The following is a 24,046-nucleotide window of genomic DNA, read 5'->3' as shown; positions in this document are numbered from 1 at the left end:
AAGCTGTTTGGACTGAAGCTTTTATGCCGACTTTTTGCAGAAACCGTTATATTTAGACCCAGAAAAATTGCTGCCTCATGCGACCTGTTTCTTTACTGTTACTTTTGTTCTTTTTTGGCGCTTTCTCGGGTTTTACCCAGGAATTGCCTCCTGTTCTGGAATTCGATCCGATAGATTATCAGGCGGGCAATCAGAACTGGAAGATCGACCAGGGTGCAGACGGGAAGATCTTTGTGGCCAATAACGACGGCCTGCTGGTTTACAACGGCGCCTATTGGAATCATTACCCCACCCCCAATAAAAGCATCATGCGATCTGTAAAGGTGATCGACGACCTGGTCTACACCGGCTGTTATATGGATATTGGTTTCTGGTCAGCAGACCATACCAACACCCTGAAATACCAGTCACTGGCAGAAGAATACTCCTTGGAATTCATCGAAGACGAACAATTCTGGGATATCCAAAAGTCTGATCACTATGTACTGTTTCAGTCACTGAACAGAATTCTGATCTTCGATACCCTGAGAAAGACTTTCAGTTCAGTTGGTGCCAGAAACGGAGTCACCAAAATGTTCCTGGTAGGTGACGATATCTATTTTCATTCTTTTGGCCTGGGTATTTTTAAGGTCCTTAACGGAGAGGCCACACCCTTCCTTACGAATCAGAACATAGCGAATTCCCGTATCGTTTCCATCCTGCAGCAGGATGACGAACTTTTGATCCTGAGTGAACAAAACGGGTTTTACCGCTACAATACACGCGATAAACTTCTCGAGGAGGTTCCCTTAGACGACAGGATTAAGAGCCTCAGAATATACAGCGTTTCTCAACTTTCCGAAGGAAACATCGCATTGGGTACTATTGCCACAGGAGTCTTAATCATAAATGAAGATCTGGAGATCCTGTACCGGCTTGATCAGTATTCGGGTCTTTCGAACAACACGGTTCTTTCGCTGAAGGAAGACCGGGACCACAATATCTGGCTGGCTCTTGACAGCGGGATCAACTGCATCAATCTCAACTCTCCCTTCAGGATCTTTAGGGACAATGGCGGGGAACTGGGAACGGTTTATACCACGGCTATTAAAGATGACATTTTATACCTGGGAACCAACCAGGGATTGTTCTACAGAGAGGGTAACGATAAAGACTTTCGATTGATTGAAGGTACAAAATCACAGGTATGGTCTCTTTTCATCCATGATGATCAGGTGTTTTGCGGTCATGACAGCGGCACCTTTCTCATTAAGGGAGGCGAGGCTGAACTATTGGCGAATATTCCGGGCACCTGGGACTTCAGGGTTATCCCGGGCGAGGATTCAAAATTATTGCAGGGGAATTATAACGGTTTCAACCTCCTTGAGAAAAGAAACGGAAAATGGCAATATGCAGGCCCCGTGGAAGGTTTTAATTATTCATCGAAACACTTCGAGATCACCGATGATCTTAAAATTTTCATGAGTCATGAATATAAAGGGGTATTTGAACTGCAGCTTGATAAAAGCCTGAAGCTTATATCAGACTTTAAAAAACTGGAACTCCCGGAGAAAGGAAAGAACGCAGGACTGACCAGATTTAATCGTGATATCATCTATGCCAACCAGAAAGGAATTTACCGGTTAGATCTGCAGGAACAAAAAGGCTTTACCAGGGATACACTGCTTAGCGAACTCTTTCAGAACGATAAATATGTATCCGGAAAAATGATCAACGACCGGAACGGCAACCTCTGGGTATTTACCAAAGACAACCTGAACCGTATCAGCACCAACGACCTGGGCAGTTATTATACCATAGAAAAAACAGGCATTCCCTATGAAAAGATCAGGTCTAAATCAGGATATGAGCATATTTCGTATCTCGGAGGAGAAAAATACCTGATCGCATCCAAAGACGGTTACCTGAAAATGGACCTTTCAGAGGCCAATACCCGTTCCTACCAGGTACAACTGGAAAGGGCGTTTATTCACAGTTTCAACCAAAAAGATTCTTTACTGAATCACAAAGTATCGGCAAGACTGAGTTCTGATAATAACAATATAGGGTTCAAATATTATATTCCTGAGTACCGGGAATTTACCGAGGCCACCTACAGATACCGATTAATGGGGCATCAGGATGCATGGACCGACTGGACAAAAGATCCGATAGCCAGCTTCGAAAACCTTTCCTACGGAGAGTATCGGTTTGAAGTGGAGGGACGAATCGGAAACCGGAAAAGTGAAAACATTGCCTCTTTCAGTTTTGTGATCCTGCGCCCGTGGTATCTGTCAAACTGGGCCCTGACGGTCTATTTTATTTTACTGGTTATTTCAGCCTATTTTATAAACCGGCAATACAAGCGCTATTATACACGGCAGCAGTACCGACTCATCAAGGAGAATGAAGAGAAAATGCGGCTGCAGCAGCTGCAGAACGAACAGGAGATCATCAGGTTGCGAAATGAAAAGCTCAGGGAAGATGTGGAGAGCAAGAACAGGGAACTGGCTGCATCAACCATGAACCTGATCAAGAAGAATGAATTTCTGATCGAGGTCAGAGACCGTCTCAAAAAACTAAACGGGAAGTCAGAAAAAGACCTTAAAACCATCATCAGCAGCATTAACAATGACATCAGCGAAGAAGATAACTGGAATCTCTTTAAAGATGCCTTTAACAATGCCGACAAAGACTTTCTCAAAAAGGTGAAGGAAAAGCACCCCACTCTCACCCCCAACGATCTCAGGTTGTGTGCCTACTTAAGGCTGAACCTGTCTTCAAAAGAGATAGCACCCCTGCTCAACATTTCGGTGCGCAGTGTGGAGATCAAACGCTACCGCCTGCGTAAGAAGATGGACCTGGAACACGAACAGAGCCTTGTGGAATACATACTAGACATCTGATCACTGGCATGTGATCTACCTGACTCCGCTCAACACGAATTTCAATTTCAGGTCGCCTGCGCTACTTGATTATTTTACTCATCAAACTTCATTACCTGCTTAAATCAGGCAGTAACCAACCTCCTTAATCCTTTCGTCAGTCCATAATTATATTCGTTTCCAAAGTGAATATCACCTTTAATGTAAGCTCACCAAAAAAGACCTGAAAAATCACATTCGGTTGAAGGTGGTCTTCATGGAGAAAATCAACCCGATAATATTATTATGAATAATTTTCTCACCCTATACCTTCCCATTGATTACGATATCGTTTTCGAAGAAATGCTTTCAACTAAGATCAAAAATGCCTTTTTAAATCGCACAGGCTTTTATAAAATACCTCTACGCTGAGCTATTTTACCTCAACATTACCTCAACGAAAACGTTTTTTAGCTTATAAACAACCAGTTAAAACAGATTATTTATAATTCGTTAACACTCTCTTAACAGCTTATTTTAAAGGAAACCCAGTATCTCTTTCCTAAAAATTAACACCCATTATTACGATGTATGAATTTTGTTGAGGTCTTTTTTGAGGATTTCATAATGCATACGAGTAGTTTTAGATTTCAAAACTATACCTATGCGTCACAAATTAATTTTCCTAATGCTATGCCTGTTTATTACGGCAGGATACGGTCAAGAATTTACCGTAAGCGGGAAGGTCACAGATGATCAGACCGAGACCCCGCTGCCCGGCGTCAATATCATGGTAAAGAATACTACCAAAGGAGTCAGCTCCGATTTTGACGGAAACTTTCAGATTAGTGGTATCTCACCGGGAACCACCTTGGTCTTTTCCTATATAGGTTTTCAACCCCAGGAAATAACCGTTACTGATGATACTTTTTTAAATATCAGCCTTAAACCCGACACCCAGTCACTTGAAGAAGTGGTGGTAGTGGGTTATGGTACTCAAAGAAAGAAAGAGATCACCGGTGCTGTCTCTGTAGTGGGTGAAGAGATGATTGAAGAACTCAACCCCCAGCGTGTGGAACAGGCTCTTCAGGGGCAGGTAGCCGGTGTTCAGGTAACCACCCAGTCCGGTTCACCCGGTGCCGCTTCCAATATTCGTATCAGGGGTATCTCGACCAACGGCGATAACCGTCCGCTTATCCTGGTAGACGGGAACGTGATCGAAGACCTTTCGGTACTTAACCCCGGCGACATTGAAAGCATTAACGTATTGAAAGATGCTACAGCGGGTATCTATGGGGTGCGTGCGGCGAATGGGGTGATTTTGATCACCACCAAAACAGGTCGCAAGAACACCCCCCTGCAATTTTCGTATGATGCTTATGGCGGTTTCCAGGAAACAAGCAGAAAATTACCTGTTTTAAATGCCACAGAATATGCACTTATCGTCAATGAGGCCTACGCTGCTGGAGGTGATCAGCTTCCTTTTCCGAACGTTGCCGGATTAGGAGAAGGAACCGACTGGCAGGATGAGGTATTCGGAAAAGCCCCCATCATCAATCATAACCTGACAGCCTCAGGAGGTACTGAGCACACCCGCTATTCTGTGGGTGCTTCATTCCTGACGCAAGACGGTATCGTTGGTGCTGAAAAAGCCAACTTTAACCGTAGTACGATCAGAGGAAACTTTAATGCCACACTTTTTGAAGATCTCAATATCACCACGAATTTCCTTTATACCAATACGAACAGAAAGACACTTGCCGAGAACGCTTTGGGATCGGTTTTGTTCAACGCTGCCAACAATGCTCCTACTCTGAATGTCAGAGAGGCCGACGGAGCTTTCAGTATTTCTGAAGGACTAGGGAACGAGGTTATCAACCCCGCGTCTCAGATCGCCAATACCTTTAATTCCAATGAAATTAACAGGATATCAGGTAAGATCGGAGGTAATTACACCTTCTTAAACAACTTTCGCTTTGAAACTAGCCTGCAGTTCAACTATGCCGAAACCAGTTCCTTGGTCTTCTTGCCGGAAGTATTTTACGGGTCAGGTAAGGTGTTTAACGTAGACCGTAACCTGGTGGCCGAAAACGACAATATCTTCAAGGATTACACCTGGGATACCTTCCTCAATTACAGCGAAACATTCGCTGATGTTCACAATGTGGAAGCTACCCTTGGTATGTCTGTTTTCAGAACACAGGGACAGCTCTCAGGCTTCACCGGCTTTGACATTCCCGGTAATTCATTCCTGAATGCAGATATCGATAACGCAACAGACGTTATAGACAACTTCATCAACGGGGGAGATCAATTTGATAGCCGACTCCTGTCCTATTTTGCCCGTGTGCAATATAATTACGACAGCAAATACCTATTATCTGCCATCATCAGACGTGACGGCTCGACCGCCTTTGGTCCTGAAAACCGTTTCGGTTACTTCCCATCCTTCTCTGCCGGTTGGGTGATCAGCGAAGAAGAATTTCTGAGAGAAAGCGAAGTCCTGAACTTCCTGAAGCTGAGAGGTAGTTACGGTATTGTAGGTAACGACCGTATCGCAGCTAACGCTTTCCGATCGGTTCTTTCAGGGGAAGGAACCTATGTATTCGACGACACCCTTTTCTTTGGTTCGGCTGCCGGACAGTTGTCTAACCCTGAGATCCAATGGGAAGAACAAAAAACACTTGATATCGGTACCGATATCAGAATGTTCAACAGTCACGTGAACATCACGGCAGACTACTTCCAGAAACGCACTGAGAACCTTCTGGTTTCACCACCGGTGTCAGGTATTCTGGGTGCCGGAGCGCCAGGATCGGGATCGCCTGTCGTGAATGCCGGTACCGTTGAAAACCGCGGTTTTGAATTTGTTATCGGCTACAATAGCGACGCGGAGAAGGATTTCAGCTTTGGCATTAATTATAATGCTACCTTCCTTGAGAATGAGGTGATCTCAGTGAATAATGGAGTTGGGTTCATACCCGGCGGATCGTTTGGTGTCGGACAGGATCCGCCTTCAAGAATGGAAGATGGATTCCCACTTGGATATTTCTTCGGATTGAAAACCGACGGGGTTTTCCAGAACCAGGCTGAGGTTGATGCCCATGCTACTCAGACCAATGCCAACCCAGGTGACCTGAGATTCGTAGACATTAACGAAGATGGTGTGATCGATAGTAATGATCGAACATATATCGGTGATCCAATCCCGGATGCTACCATGGGTCTGAACCTCAGTATGAACTATAAACAATTTGACCTGACAGCCTATGCTTTTGCCTCTGTAGGTAATGACATCGTTCGAAACTATGAGCGTAACCAGCCGTTGGTTAATAAAATGAACTACGTACTAAACCGCTGGACAGGACCGGGATCGACTAACGAATACCCAAGAGTCACTACAGGAGCCACTTCGAACATCCTGTTCTCTGACTTCTACGTGGAAGATGGTTCTTTTGTGCGAATCCAAAATGTTCAGATTGGGTATTCACTTCCTGCCAGTGTGATAGAAAAGGCTGGTATAACCAAGCTCAGATTCTACCTGTCTGGAAATAACATCTACACCTTTACCGATTATTTGGGATATGACCCTGCGGCTTCTAACGGAGCTCCCATCGGAGGTGGTATTGACCAGGGATTCTATCCTGTACCCAGAACCTATTTGCTGGGTGTAAATCTTAAATTTTAAAATGTTGCTGCAATGAAAATTATAAAGACTACCTACCTCATAATCGCATTTGTTACAGCCATGGTGGCTGTCGGATGTACCGATGATTTCGTAGAAGTTGATTCTTTCGACGAAGATTCTGAAAACTTCTTCAATACAGAACAGGATTACCAGGACGCTCTTGTGGCTGCCTATGACCTGCTGCATTCCACCTACCTGAACGTAATGCTGGGCGAGATCGCTTCAGATAACACCCTCGCCGGTGGAGAAAGCGCCACCGACGTTCCCGGGATACAGGAAGTGGATGACATGAGGCATACTCCGGTTAACCAGCAATTGCGCGATATCTGGACCTGGATGTTTGCCGGTGTCAATCGGGCGAACTACATCCTGGAGTTTAAAGACAAGATTGAATTCGACGGAAAAGAACAGATCCTGGCAGAGGCAACTTTCTTAAGAGCCTATTATTATTTCGAACTCGTAAAGTGGTTCGGCGATGTGCCACTGGCTGTTGATCAACGCTTCCTCTTTGGAGATCAGGACGTAGTTGAAAGAACACCCACAAGTGAAGTGTATGCCCAGATCGAAGCTGATCTGCAATATGCAGCCGACATTCTTCCCTATACGCAAAGTCAGGATGGAAGAGTAACCAAGGGCGCTGCCCAGGCGCTGCTTGGTAAAGTTTATCTCTACCAGGATAAATTCGTTGAAAGCGCTGCCGTGCTGGAGACACTGATCCAAAACGGTCCGCACAGACTTCTTGAAGACTACAGCATCATTTTTGAACAGGAAGGCGAGAACAGTGCAGAATCTGTTTTCGAAGTGCAGTACACCGATCAGGAAGGTGCCGGATTCGGTTGCCTTCAGTGTAGTGAAGGAAATGTAGCTGTTGGATTTAACGGGCCACGAAATTATACCGGTCCCCTGTTCGACTCTGGATTTAGTTTTAACGTACCTGTTCAGGAAGCTTATGACGCCTTCTCTGATCAGGATCTAAGAAGAGATATTGCCATTCTGAATATCGAAGCATGGGCTGAGGAAACAGGCGCTACTTACGTAGAAGGTTTTGAACATACCGGCTTCTACAATCGCAAGTACATACCTCGTCAGGGAGATCTCAATACAGGAGACCAGAACCTGACCAACCCGAACAACTACCGCGCCATTCGCTATGCCGATGTGCTGCTAATGGCAGCTGAGGCCCTTAACAGGGGAAGCATCAGTGACGACAGGGCCCGAACCTACCTGAATGAGGTTCGTGACCGGGCGGGTCTTGATCCGGTTACCGCATCGGGCAACGAGCTTACCGAGGCTATTTACGAAGAAAGAAGACTGGAGCTTATCGGCGAAGGTCACAGGTTCTTCGACCTGGTCAGAACCGGAAGAGCCGCTTCAGCCATTAATGGCTTTACCCCCGGTAAACACGAACTATTCCCGATACCCTCAATAGAAATCGAACTGGCGGGGAACCGTTGGGAGCAAAATCCTGGTTATTAATTAAAAACAAATCGACGTACCTATGAAAACTCTAAAACTAGTATTAACTTATATATTTTCGCTGGCCACCCTCATGGTGATAAGCTCGTGCGAAAAAGAAGAGATCTCTTATGCGCTGCAGGACGTATCAGCTCCGACTGAACTCGATGTAGCCTTTGACATTGCCCAGGATGGCAGCGGTGAGGTATCGGTTACCCCGACCGCTAAGGGGGCTACCAGCTTTCTTATCTATTTCGGGGACCAGGAAAACGAAGCTCCCCTTGAGGTAAGTCCCGGTGAAACTGCCGACCATACCTATGCAGAGGGTCAATACAACCTTCGTGTGGTAGCTGTAGGTCTTACAGGTTTGACCAGCGAACTGGTTCGCGTGGTAAACATTTCCTTTACCAAGCCATCAGACCTGGTGGTTGATATTGCAACCTCCAACCTGACTGTGAACGTTACCCCAAGTGCAGCCGATGCCGCCGCATATGATATCTATTTCGGATTGGGTCAGGATGAAGAGCCTGTAACAGTGATGGACGGAGAGACCGCTACTTTCACCTACGAGGCAGAAGGTACGTACAGCATCAGAGTGATCGCTCGCGGAGCCAGTGCAGAAACCGTCGAAAGCGTGGTAAGCATCACTGTGAGCTTCACCACTTCAGAGACGCTTTCCCTGCCGCTTGATTTTGAGTCAGAAGTACTTGCCTATGCCTGGGGAGGTTTTGGAGGAGCCAATCCTTCCATCATAGATAATCCTGATGCAAGCGGAGCAAACACCAGCGCCAAAGTGCTGCAGATCGAAAAGACCGCAGGATCTGAAGTTTGGGCAGGAAGTGCTCTCGGACTGGACGAGCCAATTGATTTCTCAACCGGTTCGGTTCTTTCCATGAAAGTATGGTCACCACGTGCCGGTGTTCCGGTTCTCTTTAAGATCGAAAATTCATCGAATCCCGATATCGCAGCAGAAGTAACCGCAACCACTACGGAGGCGAATACATGGGAAACCCTCAGTTTTGATATGGCTACCTCTACTGTAGGAGCTTTTGATGCTGCCAACGCCTATGACGTGGTGGTGGTATTCCCTGATTTCGGAACCAACGGACAAGGAGAGAATTTCTTCTTTGATGATATAATGCTGGCTGATGCATCAGCTACGGCACTGAAATTACCAATGACTTTTGACGAGTCGGGAGTTAATTATGAAATGGCTGTGTTTAACGGAACCTCTTTCGAGGTGGTTGCCAATCCTGACGCTTCAGGTGCGAATACCAGCACAGGCACGGTGGGCAAGATCACCAACTCAGGAGTGAATTGGGAAGGTGGAGCCTTTACTTTGGGAGAACCAGTTGATTTCTCGGTTGAGAACAAAACCATCGCCATGAGGGTTTGGGCGAACACCCCTGTTCCGGTATTATTGAAATTCGAAGGTGGTATTAATGGTGAAAGACAAACCGAGGTTTCTGCCAATCACTCAGGAAGCGGTTGGGAAATTCTCACCTTTGACTTCGCTACTGATGCGATCAAAAGTTATATCGATGGTACCCAGGGTGCCGGTGAACCTTTCGTGCCAACCGGACAATATGGTGTGATGACCCTCTTTATCGATGGTCCGGGAACCACTGCAGGTGATTTTTACATCGATGATGTTGCTCACCTGGCATTCACCTCTGAACCCCTGTCATTGCCAATTGATTTTGACAATCCATATGTAGCCTATGATTTCGGTACCTTTAACGGTGCTTCTTATCAGGTTGTTGAGAATCCTGATCTGTCAGGAACCAATACAGAAGCTTCAATGGTCGGACAGATCACCAACTCAGGTGTGAATTGGGAAGGTGGATTCTTTAACCTTGACAACGCCGCTGATTTCAGCGTTGGAAACAAGGTGATCACCATGAAGGTATGGTCGAATGCGGCAGTTCCCGTACTACTGAAGTTCGAAGGTGGACTGAATGGTGAAAGACAAACCGAGGTAACCGCCAATCACAGCGGAAGCGGATGGGAAACCCTGACCTTTGATTTCGCAAATGATGCGATCAAAAGCTATATCGACGGAACCCAGGGTGCCGGTGAACCTTTCATACCCACCGGACAATACGGAACCATGGTAATATTTATCGACGGTCCCGGCACTACCGCCGGAGATTTCTATATCGACGACATCGTAAAACAATAATCTTATGAATATTTTCAAACTTATATACCGCTTATCAGGATTATGGCTACTCGCCATAATCCTGGTATCATGCGAAGAAGACCTGGCCGAACTGGACCCGATCATTACCCCCTCTAACCTGGAAGTGGCGGTAGATATCGTGGGTGCAGATGCCGATAACCCTTACGGAGACGGAAGCGGAAGCGTTCACTTTACTGCTTCTGCAGATGACGCCCTGGGATACCAGTTTATTTTTAACGGAGAAACCCGCGCTGTCCCTTCCGGAGAGACCACTTTTAACTTTAGTAATACCGGACTTTTCACCTATAACGTAAGTGTGGTTGCGGTGGGAACCGGCGGTATTTCAACCAGTAAGAACGTAGGCGTTGAAGTTTTGGTTACCTATCAGCCACCGGCCGACCTGTTGCAGATGTTAGTGGGCGACGGAAGTCGAACCTGGAGGATCAAGTCAGAAGCCTCCGGTCACTTCGGTCTCGGACCCGTAGGAGGGAATATCCCGACAGAATGGTATGGCGCAGGCCCTGAGGAGAAAACAGGAGTCGGTATGTACGACGACCGGTATATCTTCAACGCAGATGGAACCTTCACCCATATTACTGATGAGACTACAGACACTCCTGAAGGAACAGTTTTCGGACGTGAAGTGCTTATCGAAGAACTGGCAGGTCCAGGAGGGGAAGCACAGGGAGCAGATATCATCAATTACCCGTACAATGACTACCAGGAGGTTTGGGCACTGAGCGAACCGAATGGAGTCGAAACCCTCTCATTGTCAGGCACCGGTTTCCTTGGTTATTATACCGGCGGAGACCACCGTTATGAGATCTTCAGCCGTTCGGCCGATGAAATGATCGTTAAGACCACAGACGGAAATAATGAATTCGACTGGTGGTTCATCCTGATCGCTACCGATGCAGGTGCCGGAGGGGGAAGCGAGCCTTCAGGAAACAATTTCGACGAACTGATCTGGGCGCGTGAATTCGATACCCCGGGGGCTCCTGATGCCACCGTTTGGAATTACGAGCTGGGTGATGGTTGTCCTGACCTTTGCGGCTGGGGTAATAACGAAGCCCAGTACTATACCGATTCTCCTGACAATATCAGGATTGAAGACGGGTACCTGAAGATTACAGCCATCAAAGAGGCTGTAGGTGGAAAGGAATACACCTCGGCACGAATCACTACCAAAGATAATTTCAGCTTTACCTACGGGCGAGTTGAAGTACGGGCAAAAATGCCTCAGGGCGGTGGAACCTGGCCGGCCTTCTGGATGTTAGGAAGCGATATCGATACCAATCCGTGGCCGGGCGCCGGGGAGATCGATATCATGGAGTTCACCGGAAACAATCCGGAAACCATTTTAGGAACCACCCATGATCCCAACAATTTCGCAGGGAATGCCAGAACTGGAAGCACCACGGTAGCCGATGCCACCACAGCTTTCCATACCTATGCGATGGAATGGAGTGAAACCAGCATTGATTTCTATGTTGACGATGAGATGTATCACAGTGTTTCGAACAATGCTGATCTTCCCTTCAACAAAGATTTCTTCCTGATCCTGAATATGGCGATGGGAGGAACACTCGGAGGTGATATAGATCCCGATTTCACCTCTGCAACGATGGAAATTGATTATGTGAGAGTATATCAGTAAATTTAAACGTAAAACACATAACACCAACCGGTTAAGCACAATAGCATGAAAAATTCAATCATCTGGGCAGCGGCGTTATTTATGACGCTTTCAGCCCGGGCTCAAACGACATCAGCCATGTCAGATACCGATCAGAAAGTAGACTCCCTCCTGTCACTGATGACCCTGGAAGAAAAGATCGGACAGATGAACCAGTATAACGGGTTTTGGAACGTCACCGGACCGGCTCCCCAGGACGGAGATGCCGCCGACAAGTACGAAGATCTGAAACAAGGCCGTGTCGGGTCAATGCTTAATGTGCGCGGTGTGGAAGAAGTACGGAAAGTACAAAAGATCGCCGTAGAGGAGTCAAGACTGGGGATTCCATTGATCATCGGTTTCGACGTCATTCACGGCTATAAAACAGTAAGTCCAATCCCGCTGGCCGAAGCGGCCAGCTGGAACCTGGAAGCCATCGAAAGATCGGCCCAGGTAGCAGCAGCAGAAGCTGCTGCCAGCGGGATCAACTGGACCTTTGCTCCCATGGTAGACATTTCAAGAGATGCCCGATGGGGGCGCGTCATGGAAGGAGCAGGAGAAGATTCCTACCTCGGAAGTCAGATCGCCCGTGCCAGGGTCAGAGGATTCCAGGGAAGCGATCTGTCAGACCCGCTTACCGTTGCGGCCTGTGCCAAGCACTTTGCCGCCTACGGCTTTGCCATAGCGGGAAAAGACTATAACACAGTTGACATCGGAACCGCTACCTTGTATAACGAGATCCTCCCTCCCTTTCAGGCAGCTAAGGAAGAAGGGGTAAGAACCTTTATGAACGCCTTTAATGACCTGAACGGTATTCCGGCCACCGGAAATACATTCCTGCAACGTGATATACTGAAAGGCGACTGGCAGTTCGAGGGTTTTGTGGTTTCCGACTGGGGCTCTATCAATGAAATGATTCCGCATGGCTATGCCAGAGACGGAAAAGATGCCGCCTATAAAGCTGTCACCGCAGGAAGCGATATGGATATGGAGTCTTATCATTACCTGAATCACCTGCCTGCCCTGGTAAAGGAAGGCAAGGTAGATGAAGCCCTTATCGACGACGCGGTGAGACGTATACTCAAAGTGAAATTCGAACTCGGATTGTTCGATGACCCTTATCGCTATTGCGATCCTGAGAGAGAAAAAGAGGTGATTGGCAGCGAAGAACACCAGCAGGCTGTTCTCGACATGGCTAAAAAGTCGATCGTGTTGCTCAAGAATGAAAACAAATTGCTTCCGCTTAAAAAGGAAGGCCTTGACATCGCACTCATCGGTCCGCTGGCAGCCGACAAAACCTCTCCCCTGGGTAGCTGGCGCATCGCTGCAGACGATGAGACCGCAATTTCAGTACTGGAAGGTCTTCAGCAATATGCAGATAATGAACTCACCCACGAGCAGGGAGTAAAACTGGTCGAAGGTCAACCGAGCTTCACCATGGAAACCCGCATCAACACCACAGACCGCACGGGAATTGAAGAGGCTGTGGCAATGGCCCGTGACAAGGATGTAGTGATCATGGTGCTAGGAGAACACGGTTTCCAGTCTGGAGAAGGGCGAAGCAGAACCAGCCTGGACCTTCCGGGTCTGCAGCAGGAACTGCTAGAAGCTGTATACGAGGTCAATAAGAACATCGTACTGGTATTGATGAACGGACGTCCGCTCGCCATCGAATGGGCAGATGAGAACATCCCTGCCATCGTCGAAGCCTGGCATCTGGGAACCCAGAGCGGAAACGCGATCGCCCAGGTACTGTATGGTGATCATAACCCTAACGGAAAACTGCCGATGACCTTTCCGAAAAGTGTCGGGCAGGTGCCGATCTATTACAATTACAAGAATACCGGAAGACCTGAAATTCCCGCACCTGACCTGGTTTTCTGGTCACATTATATCGATGAGAGCAATGAACCGCTCTACCCTTTCGGGTATGGGCTGAGTTACACTGATTTTGAATACAGCAACCTTAAGACTTCCGGTGCCACCATGGCTCGTGACGGTGCTTTAAATGTAACAGCAACCCTTACCAACAGCGGAGATGTGGCAGGAACAGAAACCGTGCAATTGTACATACGTGACCTCACAGGCAGCAGAACAAGGCCGGTGAAAGAACTCAAGAAGTTCAGCCAGCATATGCTGCAACCGGGTGAATCGGTAACGGTCTCTTTCGAGCTGACCGAAGAGGACCTGAAGTTCTATACCGCCAACAATACCTGGGAAGCCGAAGCAGGTGACTTTAAAGTATTCGTGGGCGGAAGTTCAGACAAACTGCTGGAAACCGAATTTACCCTGTCAGAATGAAAAAAATCGCCTTAGTAGTATGCTTTCTTGCAGGACTGGTATCCTTGCAGGCTCAAAAACTCGTGCTGTTCGAAGATTTTGAAGGCAGCAGCCTTGATTCGACCTTATGGAATATCGAAAAGGGAAACGGTTGCCCTGATCTTTGCGGCTGGGGGAATAATGAGCTGCAGCTGTACGGGGATGAATCCATCGGTTTCGAAGACGGAAACCTGGTGATCACTGCCAGAAAAGAGGGCGATGCTTATCACTCTGCCCGGATAAACACCAAAGATAAATTTGAATTCAGGTACGGAACGGTGGAGATCCGCGCTAACATCCCCGAGGGTAAAGGTTTATGGCCTGCCTTTTGGATGCTGGGAAGCAATATCGATGAAGTCGGATGGCCCGTATGCGGAGAGATCGACATCCTGGAATATGTAGGCAGGGAACCCGGTATGGTGTTCACCTCTATGCATACCGCTTCCAGCCATGGGAATACCATCAATACCCAAAAAACCTATATCGACAACATCGAAAAAGGATTTCACCTATTCAGGGCAGACTGGACTCCTGAAAGTATCACCTTCAGTGTTGACGGTGAAAAAGTGTATACCTACGCGCCCAAAGAAAAGAATGAGGAGACCTGGCCCTATGATCAGCCCTTCTATCTGCTGCTGAACATGGCCATTGGCGGAAACTTTGGAGGGCCTGAAGTAAACGATGCCATTTTCCCGGCCCGGTATGTGATCGACTATATCAAGGTCTACCAGGCGGAAGACATCACTTCTAAAACAAGGCGTTAAGTTCCGAATAGGGAAAGGGCTCGACGATTGAAGGTCTGTCTGAGTCAACACCGGTTCTGAAAAGATCACGGCTCACAGCCCATCCCTCGAGCGATTCGTCTTTATAAGCAGAAGCGATGATCGCTTCAAGCTGTTCCCGGTTTGCTGCGGGGTCAAGCCAGGCGTTTTCATCTTCGGCTTTTAACAAAACAGGTTGCCTCTTGCGTTTATTATGGATCTCAGCCATAAACGGAGAGGCTTCTTTGGTTAGCAGGGATACGGTGACATAATTATCGGGCGTTATGGTATAGATACCCGCCACGCCAAAACATTCCTTATTCTTGCGATGTATGTAATAAGGGAACTTTTTTCCGGCCTTTTCATGTGGCTCGAAAAAGCCGTCGAGCGGCACCAGGCACCTGCGCTCATAGGCGGAAAGCCGGTAAACGAAATGATCGAAAAGCTTCTCTGAACGGGCGTTAAGTCCGCTGCCATAGCGTATGCTCTTCTTGTAATAGCTCTCATGATCGGCACCCGGCTGATCCGGGGGTATCAGCCCCCATTTAGCCGGGGTGAGGGTATCAGGCTCTTGCTGGGGCACGATCAGGATGTTCTGATGCGCAAACCCGTTCGAATGGTAAAAGGTAAAATCCAGCTCCCCGATATCATAACGTTTGTCACGTGAGACATTGAATCGTTTCTCAAGCTGAGAGGTAGTTTTCGTCTGGCTGGTATGGTAACACATCTGTTAGTTGCTAAAAGCCTGGTGGGGTTCGGGAAATTCAAATAATGCTATTCCCCTAAATTAATGAATTTTACGGGAGGCTAATAATGATAAGGCCTGCTTTTATAATCGCGGGAAGCTTATTCTTATTAAAGAATTTCAGAAGGTCAGTATATCGGCCCCCTGCAACAGAAAAATGATCACGGCAGTTACCCCCGTACTCACGAAAATGGCTCCCTGCCAGTAATAGGTTTTGGTGCGCCAATGCTGAAATACCTTCTTGCCGTATTCCTTTTCGAAATGCGTATGGGTAAATTTCCAAAACAGGAAATTGGTGGTTAAAAATAGTAAGGTGGCGATTAGTATGGTGATTCCCATCGGTTGTTGATTTTAGGATTTTAAGAACATGAACGTTAATGGTACATGCACGAGCGATTCAGATCATTGCGAAAATTTAAGATAGGTAATATTATTAAACCTTCCCGGATCTTGCAAAATATGTTTTGCCAGTTAATGCCTTAATTGATATAACTCTAAGGCTCTTAAAAATTTTTCGCCCCCACTTTCTGTTTGATCATAAATAAAACCATTTAACTCGGGATGGTTCTTTTCAATCCAACGTAAAAGTTCATTTTTCCTTGCCGACCATATTGAATCATTGAAATTCGAATATTCAATCTCAATACTTACTATTTTACTTTTCTCGAATCTCAGTGTCTGATTCGTTATGAATGGTTTGCCATGAAGAAACGCTATTCTTTTATCCAATTTTGAAATTCTTGCCTTTACGCCCTTTTCAAGTTTCAGCAGCTCAATTATTTCATAGCTTGGATCAAAGACTGAGTCCCATTTTAATAATTCTATGTATTCGTTTTTAGAATAGACTTGCTTATAACTCCCTTCCTCTATAATTAAGCTATCAGAAAACCAGAAATCCACCTTCGAATAGTTAGAATCATCGAGTACCGTGAAGTGCCTTTTGGCTATGGCCAGTTGATCAATTTCTTTTTCATATCGATTACAATAAAACATATTGATTGATAGTAAAATTATTGCAGCAAACTTGTTCATTCAGATTATTGGTATGAAGATTTCTAAGCCGTTTCGTGCCAATGGCTAGAGACTTAAAGAATAAAGTCCCTATTTGGGCTTTATCAGTAGCAAAAACGAGCTATTGAAAGACCTGCCTCAATTTTACGATTTATCTGATCTGGGAAATATTTTCGAAAATTGTCAAATAAGGTTAGGTCCGTCATGTCCTTTTGAACCCTGATTTTATTTATAAGTCCTGATAATAAACCTTGGCAGATTCATCCAGCTCTTCATCAATATTCGCATCGAACTTAAATGCATAAATGACCCACTTATCCTTTGGTTTATAGTAGTGAAATATGAATCGAATAGGTTGCCGGTCATATTTCACCATGAAACTTAACAGCATATAACTATTTCCAAGCGTTTTCTCCGTTATTTTTTCATAACCATGATATGCTCCTACATAATCTTTATTTAGTCCCTCAAGTTGACTTTTTAGATTGGTGATGGCATCGGCAGACCTGGACATCCAGGGATTGGTTTCATATAAATCCTCCAATGCTGTGGATGCCCCCTTGGCTTTATAAGTTTCGAAGAAATTAAATGTTATTTCCTGAGGAGAAAGTTGTGAGAAAGAAAATTGGGATGAGATTAAGACTAATAAAAGAAAGGATGCTTTTTTCATGATTATTTGAAATTAAATATCTGCTGCTTTTGATGAATAAGCTGTTTGACTAACCGCAGCTGTCAATAGAGGATTAAGTTATATGCCTCGCTTCCTCTTATGATGCAATTTGGCCATTATTCAGAATAGCTCCGACAAAAAATTAAAAGATCAATATAGGAATATATTCTAAATCTTGTAGTACAGAACAGATTTTTTCAATTAGGGCCCAGAGCGGATTATCTAGAAGTAATTTCGCAATTCATTTATAAAATCAGGGGTGCCGGGTCTGATCCCTGAATTGCTCAGTATTTCGCCTGTCGGAGAGATTATGACATATTTTGGGAGGGTAATCCCATAAAATGTTTTACCGGTCATTTTTATAGCTGAATAGGCTATAGACAAAAAAGGATCATCCCCCGATTTACCATACCAGTAATGGTGGGTCGGGTTCCATTCTCTATCTTTCAGAAATGACTTCCAGACCTCAAAATCATGATCAAGTGAAACAGAAATAAATACGATATTTTTCTCGCTGAATGCTTCTGCTATTTCCTTGTAAACCGGCGCTTCTTTCACACAGGGTGCGCACCAGGTGGCCCAAAAATCTATCACCAGATAACTTCCTCTGAATTGCTCTGTTGAGATTACATCATTGCTAAAGGTGGTTATTTTCCCATCGGTGAAACGCATGCCCTCTTCCGCCATATTCATTTTAATCAATCCTGACTGCAAGTCCATTTCAGAAGAATCTTTTCTTTGCGAGAAGGAGCAAACACCAAGGAGAAGAAATGTGATTAAAACAGTATTTGCTTTCATTTTATTAGATAACTACTATAACCTTAGCTATGTTCTGCTCAGTTTTAATTCCACTGAACCTGATCCCCGACCTTCCGGAATGACAGAGATCAGTAAGTCAAATTACATTTTTGATTCAATTCTGTTCTCAAACTGTTCAGTTCCTTTTGCTCGATCAATTCGGCGTTTATTCGCAATTCCTCCTTATCGGTTTTAATTATTAGCTCCCCGGCGAATTCTTTAACCTGCTTTATCTGGGTCAGGTCTATTTTAGGTGAAAAGAGTTCATGGGTCGAGATCATACCTTTTGCAATTGTTACGTACGGTGTAAGTACTTTGTGGGAATATTGAAAAATAAAAATAACTGCGATAAAAACTAAAAGGTAGTCAGACCAATCTTCGAAACCGCCATAAACGAATTTCAAAATCAATAAGAGACTCCACAAGAATGTCATTAAGTAAAATAATATGAGCCTTTTTCTTTTTATCCTTATTTCCATTTATACTATTGATATACATCAATCCCTTGAATCCTTATTACCGGCCATCTGGGCTTTACGTTTTTCATAAAACGTTTCCATTCCGGGGTTCTCGTATTTTAATAAAGCGGCGCATGCTTCCTTTAGATTATAGCTTTGAAAGTTTTAGATAATTTCGCTTTACAATTGGCACATTAATCAAGATCAGGACGACAAGAATCAAGACAGAATAAACCAAAGTTTTGGAATCGAGATCTAAACCTACGATCAGACCGTAGATAAGCACTGGCAAAACAGGTAGGCAGATTATATATTTATTAGTTCTTATCATTAAAGTATCGCCATTCTCTAAATTCATCTTATACTCTTTACTCTTAAACCAAAGGACTTTTGAAAAGACGACATACGTTCCCGAATCCAAATCAATTTCTAAAGTCTGATCATCTTCGATTTCACAAATCAATTGATCGTTTGCGAAAACTTTATACTTCATAATACCAGCACCGTACTGTCTTGGTCTGACCAGAGTTATCATTACTGAGAAATTTGTTTTTTCCTGCACCATTGCCTTCAGTATTCAAAATGGTAAAAATTCCACGGCCCGATAGCAAAATTTGTTTAAGTTCTAAAAAAATAACTGATAATGGGAATGTAACTCAGGCAGAAAGATCACAGGAACTAATTATTTATAGCCTGACTAAGGTATGGAATATTTTCGAAATATGTAAGAGTGATAATGGATTAAGAAAGATAGATTGTCCAGGTTTCAGGATTTAATCCTTTCGAAAAAGACCTCACCATTGTCAAGGGAAATTAATTTCACCCCATTAATCAGAAACCTCTCCTCCCTCCTTATCCTGTTGTAAGAATCAGCACTCTCCACTGGTAAATAGACTTTAATTTTACCACTGTCTTCCGGAATCCGGCTTTTATGAATGATCAATTCGCTATTTGAAAGCACATGACCTATAGCTATTTCATCATAAATCGCAGGATCAAAATTGATTTTAAGGCCACCCTTTAGGTTGCTTCTTTGATGAGCGATCACTTCATCATTTTTTAAAAAGAAAATGTCTGAATCTCCAAGCGCTGTAGAATCCAATGAATAAATCTCCATCGCGATATCTCCCGATGTTTCCACCCGTTTCGAAATATCAATGATGGGATCCGGTAATACATAGGGTTGGTGAACAAGGACTAATGTGTCTCCCTCTATTTTAATTTCCCCATTGCTATGAAATGCTCCGTGAGAACCGACTACAAATTCTGAATAATTAAATAAGGAATCCTTTAACGTCAATTTGCTGATAACCCCGTTTTCCCGCTTTTCATAATCGCCTGAAAACTGTGCATTTACATTAACAGAAATGACAATAAATGCCGCTATACACTTTAGAATCCTGAGCATAAATTAAAAATACCGGTATTCAATTTATTCATTAAAAATTAAAACCTCTGCAAACAAAAAAGGCCCGTCATCATGACGAGCCTTTTCGTAAGCATTTAAACTATCTTAGTTAGACATGCTGTCTACTGCTTCTTCAGTTTCTTCCATTGCTTCTTCAGCAGCTGCTTCTGCATCCTCTGCACCTTCTTCAATAGCATCTCCTGCTTCTTCTACAGCTTCTTCTGTTTCGTCAGCTGCATCTTCAAGAGCGTCTTCTGTGTCTTCAGCAGCCTGCTCGATCGCATCTTCTGCTTTCTCTTCTTTGGTTTCTCTACAAGAAGTAAATGACATACCCATTGCAAAAACAAGGGCAAGGCTTAAAATAACTTTTTTCATGGTTTGTGTTTTAGTTTTACTTAAATGTTGCTGTACGAAAAAACGATATATTTCCTTTCTTCGCAAATAATCATTAACAATTTTTCTGAGTATTTTATGAGAAAAAGTTAAAAATTACTGAAATAATTACGTATATAATCCCCGATTTGGATTATGGCACCCCCGTTTTTTTTCACATAATCTGAACACAATGCTCCTTTTCGTTTCATTTCCAACTCATTAGACAACATAGAATCTGCCGTAATTTTTAATGAATCGGCTCCGTCGACCACGGTGATCCCTCCCAGACGAACCAGTTCTTCCGCTTCGCGAAATCCGGAATAATTAGGTCCTATCAGCACCGGGATTCCAAAAACGGCGGGTTCCAGGGTATTGTGCAGGCCGGTATTTCCCATCCCGCCCCCTACATAAGCAAGGTCTGCATAGCTGTAAACACGGGTGAGCAACCCGACCGTATCCAGTATGAGCACCCGGTATTCTGAGAGCTCCTGCTTTTCGATACGGGTATAGCAGACGGCAGGTACTTTGAGACGTCGCATAAGATTCTCAACCGCCGAATCTTTGATGTTATGCGGTGCGATCACAAAACATATTTCCTCATCCTGCCTAACATTGATATACGACACCAGCATATCTTCGCCTTCAGGCCAGGTACTGCCCGCCACGAAACATCGTCTTTTCCCTTTAAAGCGCTCCATAAAACCGAGATGATTATCTCTTTCCAGAATTTCTGTAACCCGGTCGAAACGGGTATCCCCGCTGACGGTTACATTGTCGAACCCGATCTCCTGAAGCAGGTCTTCGGAGTTTTTATCCTGCACAAAGATCTGCTCGAAGGCTCTTAAAGACCTTCGGAACATTCCGCCGTAAAACTTAAAAAACGGTTGGGAAGAACGAAAGATGGCCGAGACCAGCAGTACCGGAATGTTTCGCTGATCAAGAGCTTTCAGGTAGTTCGGCCAGAACTCGTACTTGATAAAGATGGCCATATCAGGGTTCACCAGGTCCAGAAACTTACGAACCCTTCCCGGCGTATCAAGTGGGAGGTAAGTGACCAGGTCGGCGGCTTTGGTGTTCTTACGCACCTCGTACCCGGATGGAGAAAAGAAGGTCAGCAGGATCTTGTGTTCGGGAAAATCAGCTCGCACCTGCTCCATAACGGGCAAACCCTGCTCGAACTCTCCCAGAGAAGCAGCGTGGAACCAGATGATCCTGTCGCCTGCACGCACATTGGCACGCAGGTAAGACAGTACCGTGCGGCGACCATCATTAAAAAGTTTCATCTTACGGCTGAAAAGAGAAGTGGCCGGTAAAAAGACCGCCACCACCCGTATAAAGAAGTTGTAGATCAGCAACACTTTTGTGAGTTTGACGCTAAAATAAGGCTCTTTCTGCTATTTCATTACCCGCAGTTACGTAATTTTGTGTCAAACTAATTTCGAAAAGATCCAGTTGCATGAGGAAGATACAAATGGTTGACCTCCAAAGTCAATACGAAGAAATAAAAGACACAGTACAGAATTCCTTTGAAGAAGTACTCGAATCAGCAGCATTCATCAATGGCCCCCAGGTGCGTTCCTTTCAGAAGGAACTGGAAGATTACCTGGGTGTGAAGCACGTGATCCCCTGCGCCAACGGAACCGACGCCCTACAGATAGCCATGATGGGGCTTGGACTTAAACCCGGTGACGAGGTCATTACGGCAGACTTCACCTTTGCCGCGACAGTCGAAGTGATCGCACTGCTGCAACTCACCCCGGTTCTGGTCGACGTCGAACCCGATTCGTTCAATATCGATCCGGAGGCGATCAGAAAAGCCATCACCCCTAAGACCAAGGCCATCGTGCCGGTACACCTGTTCGGTCAGTGTGCCGATATGGACAGCATCATGGAAATCGCACGGGAGCACGATCTCTACGTGATCGAAGACAATGCCCAGGGTATCGGGGCAACCTATACCTCAGCCGATGGTTCAAAAAAGAAATCGGGCACCATAGGTCATGTAGCTGCGACCTCCTTCTTCCCTTCCAAGAATCTCGGATGCTACGGAGACGGAGGAGCAATCTTCACCAATGATGACGATCTCGCGCATACCCTTAGAGGTATCGTAAACCACGGAATGTACGAGAGATACCATCACGATGTGGTGGGCGTGAACTCCCGGCTGGATTCCCTGCAGGCAGCAGTACTGAGGGCCAAACTTCCGAAGCTCGACGCCTACAACCAACGACGAAGAAATGCCGCCAAAAAATACAATGCAGCCCTGAACGGACACCAGGATATTATCATTCCGCAGCTGGCCAACAATTGTACCTTTATCTGTGATACCTGCGACTGCCATGTTTTTCATCAGTACACCCTTCGTATCACCAACGGAAAAAGAGACGAACTGGCTGCGCACCTGGCAGAAAAAGACATCCCTCACGGGATCTATTACCCCATCCCGCTTCACAGCCAGAAGGCCTATCGCGATGAGCGGTACCGGGAAGAAGATTTCCCCGTGACCAACCAACTGGTAAAAGAGGTGATCTCCCTGCCCATGCACAGTGAACTGGATGATGAACAAATTGACTATATTGCGCAGACCATACGCAATTTCTTAAACTGATCACATGAAGATACTCGTTACCGGCGGACTGGGCTTTATCGGCTCACATACCGTTGTGGAACTACAGCAAAGAGGTTTTGAAGTACTGATAGTCGATAACCTTTCCAATTCTTCCCTGAAGGTACTGGAAGGCATCACAGAGATCACTGGAAAAGCACCGGAATTTGAAAAAACAGACCTGCGTGACAAGTCTGCGGTCTCTGCCCTGTTTAAAAAACACAAAGACCTCGATGGGGTCATTCATTTTGCAGCTTCCAAAGCTGTGGGAGAAAGCGTAGCAAACCCCCTTCTGTATTACGAAAACAACATCAACACCCTGGTGTACGTATTACAGGAGCTGTCTAAGCTGGAACAGGCTAATTTTATCTTTAGTTCATCCTGCACGGTTTACGGACAGGCAGATGAGTTGCCCATTACAGAAAATGCTCCGGTAAAAGCGGCAGAATCACCCTATGGAAACACCAAACAGATCGGGGAAGAGATCATCAGAGACACTACCCGCGTAAATGAACAGATCGCAGCTATTTCCCTGAGATATTTTAACCCGATAGGAGCTCATCCTTCAGCCGCTATTGGGGAACTGCCAATAGGAGTGCCTCAGAACCTGGTACCTTTTATTACGCAGACCGGCGCGGGTATCAGGGAGAAACTCTCGGTTTTCGGCAATGATTACCCGACTCGCGACGGTACCTGTATCAGGGATTATATTCATGTGGTCGACCTTGCCAAAGCGCACGTTTCAGCCCTTGAGCGATTGCTGAAGAAAAAATCCGATTCGAATTATGAGGTCTTCAACATCGGGACCGGTACCGGCAGTACTGTAATGGAAGTCATCGAAAGCTTTGAACGGGTATCCGGAAACAAGCTGAATTACCAGATTGCCGACAGAAGACCGGGAGACGTTATTGCTGCCTTTGCCGATACCTCGCTCGCGAACAAACAACTGAACTGGAAGGCTGAATCAACCCTCGATGAAGCCATGGCCTCTGCCTGGCTCTGGGAGCAAAAGATCAGAAATTAAACCATCTGCATAACCACCTAAACCAAACT

At 45.4% G+C, this 24,046-nt stretch carries 19 protein-coding genes; 9 read left to right on the top strand and 10 right to left on the bottom strand.

From position 1 onward, the window contains the following. Positions 1-77 precede the first annotated feature (77 nt). The 7 genes from K7R10_RS12895 (at position 78) to K7R10_RS12865 (ending at position 14,926) form a co-directional block, all read left to right on the top strand. A complete protein-coding gene (locus K7R10_RS12895) occupies positions 78-2,885 on the top strand; it encodes a triple tyrosine motif-containing protein (protein WP_224485134.1) in 2,808 nt (935 codons plus the stop codon). A 622-nt stretch (positions 2,886-3,507) separates the two neighbouring features. Continuing rightward, positions 3,508-6,531: a SusC/RagA family TonB-linked outer membrane protein gene (locus K7R10_RS12890; RefSeq protein ID WP_224485133.1), complete on the top strand. Its 3,024-nt coding sequence runs from the start codon at positions 3,508-3,510 to the stop codon at positions 6,529-6,531. 12 nt (positions 6,532-6,543) lie between these two features. After that, positions 6,544-8,007 (top strand): RagB/SusD family nutrient uptake outer membrane protein, encoded by a 1,464-nt coding sequence (locus K7R10_RS12885; RefSeq protein WP_224485132.1) that lies wholly within the window; start codon positions 6,544-6,546, stop codon positions 8,005-8,007. 22 nt (positions 8,008-8,029) lie between these two features. Continuing rightward, positions 8,030-10,168 (top strand): hypothetical protein, encoded by a 2,139-nt coding sequence (locus tag K7R10_RS12880; RefSeq protein ID WP_224485131.1) that lies wholly within the window; start codon positions 8,030-8,032, stop codon positions 10,166-10,168. Positions 10,169-10,172: 4 nt separating this feature from the next. Then, complete coding sequence (locus K7R10_RS12875) at positions 10,173-11,825, top strand: glycoside hydrolase family 16 protein (RefSeq protein ID WP_224485130.1); 1,653 nt, start codon at positions 10,173-10,175, stop codon at positions 11,823-11,825. A 45-nt stretch (positions 11,826-11,870) separates the two neighbouring features. After that, positions 11,871-14,144, top strand: coding sequence for a beta-glucosidase BglX (bglX, locus tag K7R10_RS12870; protein ID WP_370631314.1), 2,274 nt, complete (start codon positions 11,871-11,873; stop codon positions 14,142-14,144). Then, positions 14,141-14,926: a glycoside hydrolase family 16 protein gene (locus tag K7R10_RS12865; protein WP_224485129.1), complete on the top strand. Its 786-nt coding sequence runs from the start codon at positions 14,141-14,143 to the stop codon at positions 14,924-14,926. The genes bglX and K7R10_RS12865 overlap by 4 nt, the downstream gene beginning before the upstream one ends. Here the strand turns inward: K7R10_RS12865 and K7R10_RS12860 are convergent. The 10 genes from K7R10_RS12860 to K7R10_RS12815 all read right to left on the bottom strand — a co-directional run bounded on the left by K7R10_RS12860 (position 14,910) and on the right by K7R10_RS12815 (position 21,746). Beyond that, complete coding sequence (locus K7R10_RS12860; protein ID WP_224485128.1) at positions 14,910-15,650, bottom strand: SOS response-associated peptidase; 741 nt, start codon at positions 15,648-15,650, stop codon at positions 14,910-14,912. The two genes, K7R10_RS12865 and K7R10_RS12860, sit on opposite strands and share 17 nt — an antisense overlap. Positions 15,651-15,788: 138 nt before the next feature. Further along, positions 15,789-16,007 (bottom strand): hypothetical protein, encoded by a 219-nt coding sequence (locus K7R10_RS12855; RefSeq protein ID WP_224485127.1) that lies wholly within the window; start codon positions 16,005-16,007, stop codon positions 15,789-15,791. Between the two features lie 132 nt (positions 16,008-16,139). Continuing rightward, complete coding sequence (locus tag K7R10_RS12850; protein ID WP_224485126.1) at positions 16,140-16,700, bottom strand: hypothetical protein; 561 nt, start codon at positions 16,698-16,700, stop codon at positions 16,140-16,142. Positions 16,701-16,908: 208 nt separating this feature from the next. Beyond that, positions 16,909-17,349 (bottom strand): hypothetical protein, encoded by a 441-nt coding sequence (locus K7R10_RS12845; protein WP_224485125.1) that lies wholly within the window; start codon positions 17,347-17,349, stop codon positions 16,909-16,911. 222 nt (positions 17,350-17,571) lie between these two features. Next, positions 17,572-18,069: a TlpA family protein disulfide reductase gene (locus tag K7R10_RS12840; RefSeq protein ID WP_224485124.1), complete on the bottom strand. Its 498-nt coding sequence runs from the start codon at positions 18,067-18,069 to the stop codon at positions 17,572-17,574. A gap of 167 nt (positions 18,070-18,236) precedes the next feature. After that, positions 18,237-18,428 (bottom strand): hypothetical protein, encoded by a 192-nt coding sequence (locus K7R10_RS12835; RefSeq protein WP_224485123.1) that lies wholly within the window; start codon positions 18,426-18,428, stop codon positions 18,237-18,239. 325 nt (positions 18,429-18,753) lie between these two features. Beyond that, on the bottom strand, positions 18,754-19,170 hold the full coding sequence (locus K7R10_RS12830) for a hypothetical protein (RefSeq protein ID WP_224485122.1): 417 nt from the start codon (positions 19,168-19,170) through the stop codon (positions 18,754-18,756). Positions 19,171-19,371: 201 nt separating this feature from the next. Then, positions 19,372-20,013: a hypothetical protein gene (locus K7R10_RS12825; protein WP_224485121.1), complete on the bottom strand. Its 642-nt coding sequence runs from the start codon at positions 20,011-20,013 to the stop codon at positions 19,372-19,374. Between the two features lie 105 nt (positions 20,014-20,118). Next, positions 20,119-20,388: a hypothetical protein gene (locus tag K7R10_RS12820; RefSeq protein WP_224485120.1), complete on the bottom strand. Its 270-nt coding sequence runs from the start codon at positions 20,386-20,388 to the stop codon at positions 20,119-20,121. Positions 20,389-20,495: 107 nt separating this feature from the next. After that, positions 20,496-21,746 carry a 3-deoxy-D-manno-octulosonic acid transferase gene (locus tag K7R10_RS12815; protein WP_224485119.1) on the bottom strand — a complete coding sequence of 417 codons (1,251 nt, stop codon included), beginning with the start codon at positions 21,744-21,746 and terminating at the stop codon, positions 20,496-20,498. A gap of 98 nt (positions 21,747-21,844) precedes the next feature. Between K7R10_RS12815 and K7R10_RS12810 the strand changes: the two genes are divergently transcribed. Together K7R10_RS12810 and galE are read left to right on the top strand one after the other, a co-directional pair. Further along, positions 21,845-22,996 carry a DegT/DnrJ/EryC1/StrS family aminotransferase gene (locus K7R10_RS12810; protein ID WP_224485118.1) on the top strand — a complete coding sequence of 384 codons (1,152 nt, stop codon included), beginning with the start codon at positions 21,845-21,847 and terminating at the stop codon, positions 22,994-22,996. 4 nt (positions 22,997-23,000) lie between these two features. Continuing rightward, the gene (galE, locus tag K7R10_RS12805) at positions 23,001-24,017 is read left to right on the top strand and encodes a UDP-glucose 4-epimerase GalE (protein ID WP_224485117.1); all 1,017 of its coding nucleotides are present in this window, start codon (positions 23,001-23,003) and stop codon (positions 24,015-24,017) included. Positions 24,018-24,046 lie beyond the last annotated feature (29 nt).

It is taken from the genome of Robertkochia aurantiaca, assembly GCF_020166495.1.
GTDB classification, from domain to species: Bacteria; Bacteroidota; Bacteroidia; order Flavobacteriales; family Flavobacteriaceae; genus Robertkochia; species Robertkochia aurantiaca.
Note: the sequence above shows the minus strand (reverse complement) of the source record. Positions and strands in the feature narration are given on the sequence as shown.

Coding starts and splice junctions, on each gene's coding strand:
- K7R10_RS12890 (WP_224485133.1), top strand. CDS start 3,508: ATGCGTCACAAATTAATTTTCCTAATGCTATGCCTGTTTATTACGGCA.
- K7R10_RS12850 (WP_224485126.1), bottom strand. CDS start 16,700: ATGAACAAGTTTGCTGCAATAATTTTACTATCAATCAATATGTTTTAT.
- K7R10_RS12825 (WP_224485121.1), bottom strand. CDS start 20,013: ATGCTCAGGATTCTAAAGTGTATAGCGGCATTTATTGTCATTTCTGTT.
- K7R10_RS12810 (WP_224485118.1), top strand. CDS start 21,845: ATGAGGAAGATACAAATGGTTGACCTCCAAAGTCAATACGAAGAAATA.
- K7R10_RS12895 (WP_224485134.1), top strand. CDS start 78: ATGCGACCTGTTTCTTTACTGTTACTTTTGTTCTTTTTTGGCGCTTTC.
- K7R10_RS12840 (WP_224485124.1), bottom strand. CDS start 18,069: ATGGACTTGCAGTCAGGATTGATTAAAATGAATATGGCGGAAGAGGGC.
- K7R10_RS12865 (WP_224485129.1), top strand. CDS start 14,141: ATGAAAAAAATCGCCTTAGTAGTATGCTTTCTTGCAGGACTGGTATCC.
- K7R10_RS12875 (WP_224485130.1), top strand. CDS start 10,173: ATGAATATTTTCAAACTTATATACCGCTTATCAGGATTATGGCTACTC.
- K7R10_RS12860 (WP_224485128.1), bottom strand. CDS start 15,650: ATGTGTTACCATACCAGCCAGACGAAAACTACCTCTCAGCTTGAGAAA.
- K7R10_RS12830 (WP_224485122.1), bottom strand. CDS start 19,170: ATGGTGCAGGAAAAAACAAATTTCTCAGTAATGATAACTCTGGTCAGA.
- K7R10_RS12855 (WP_224485127.1), bottom strand. CDS start 16,007: ATGGGAATCACCATACTAATCGCCACCTTACTATTTTTAACCACCAAT.
- K7R10_RS12880 (WP_224485131.1), top strand. CDS start 8,030: ATGAAAACTCTAAAACTAGTATTAACTTATATATTTTCGCTGGCCACC.
- K7R10_RS12885 (WP_224485132.1), top strand. CDS start 6,544: ATGAAAATTATAAAGACTACCTACCTCATAATCGCATTTGTTACAGCC.
- K7R10_RS12845 (WP_224485125.1), bottom strand. CDS start 17,349: ATGAAAAAAGCATCCTTTCTTTTATTAGTCTTAATCTCATCCCAATTT.
- bglX (WP_370631314.1), top strand. CDS start 11,871: ATGAAAAATTCAATCATCTGGGCAGCGGCGTTATTTATGACGCTTTCA.
- galE (WP_224485117.1), top strand. CDS start 23,001: ATGAAGATACTCGTTACCGGCGGACTGGGCTTTATCGGCTCACATACC.
- K7R10_RS12835 (WP_224485123.1), bottom strand. CDS start 18,428: ATGATCTCGACCCATGAACTCTTTTCACCTAAAATAGACCTGACCCAG.
- K7R10_RS12820 (WP_224485120.1), bottom strand. CDS start 20,388: ATGAAAAAAGTTATTTTAAGCCTTGCCCTTGTTTTTGCAATGGGTATG.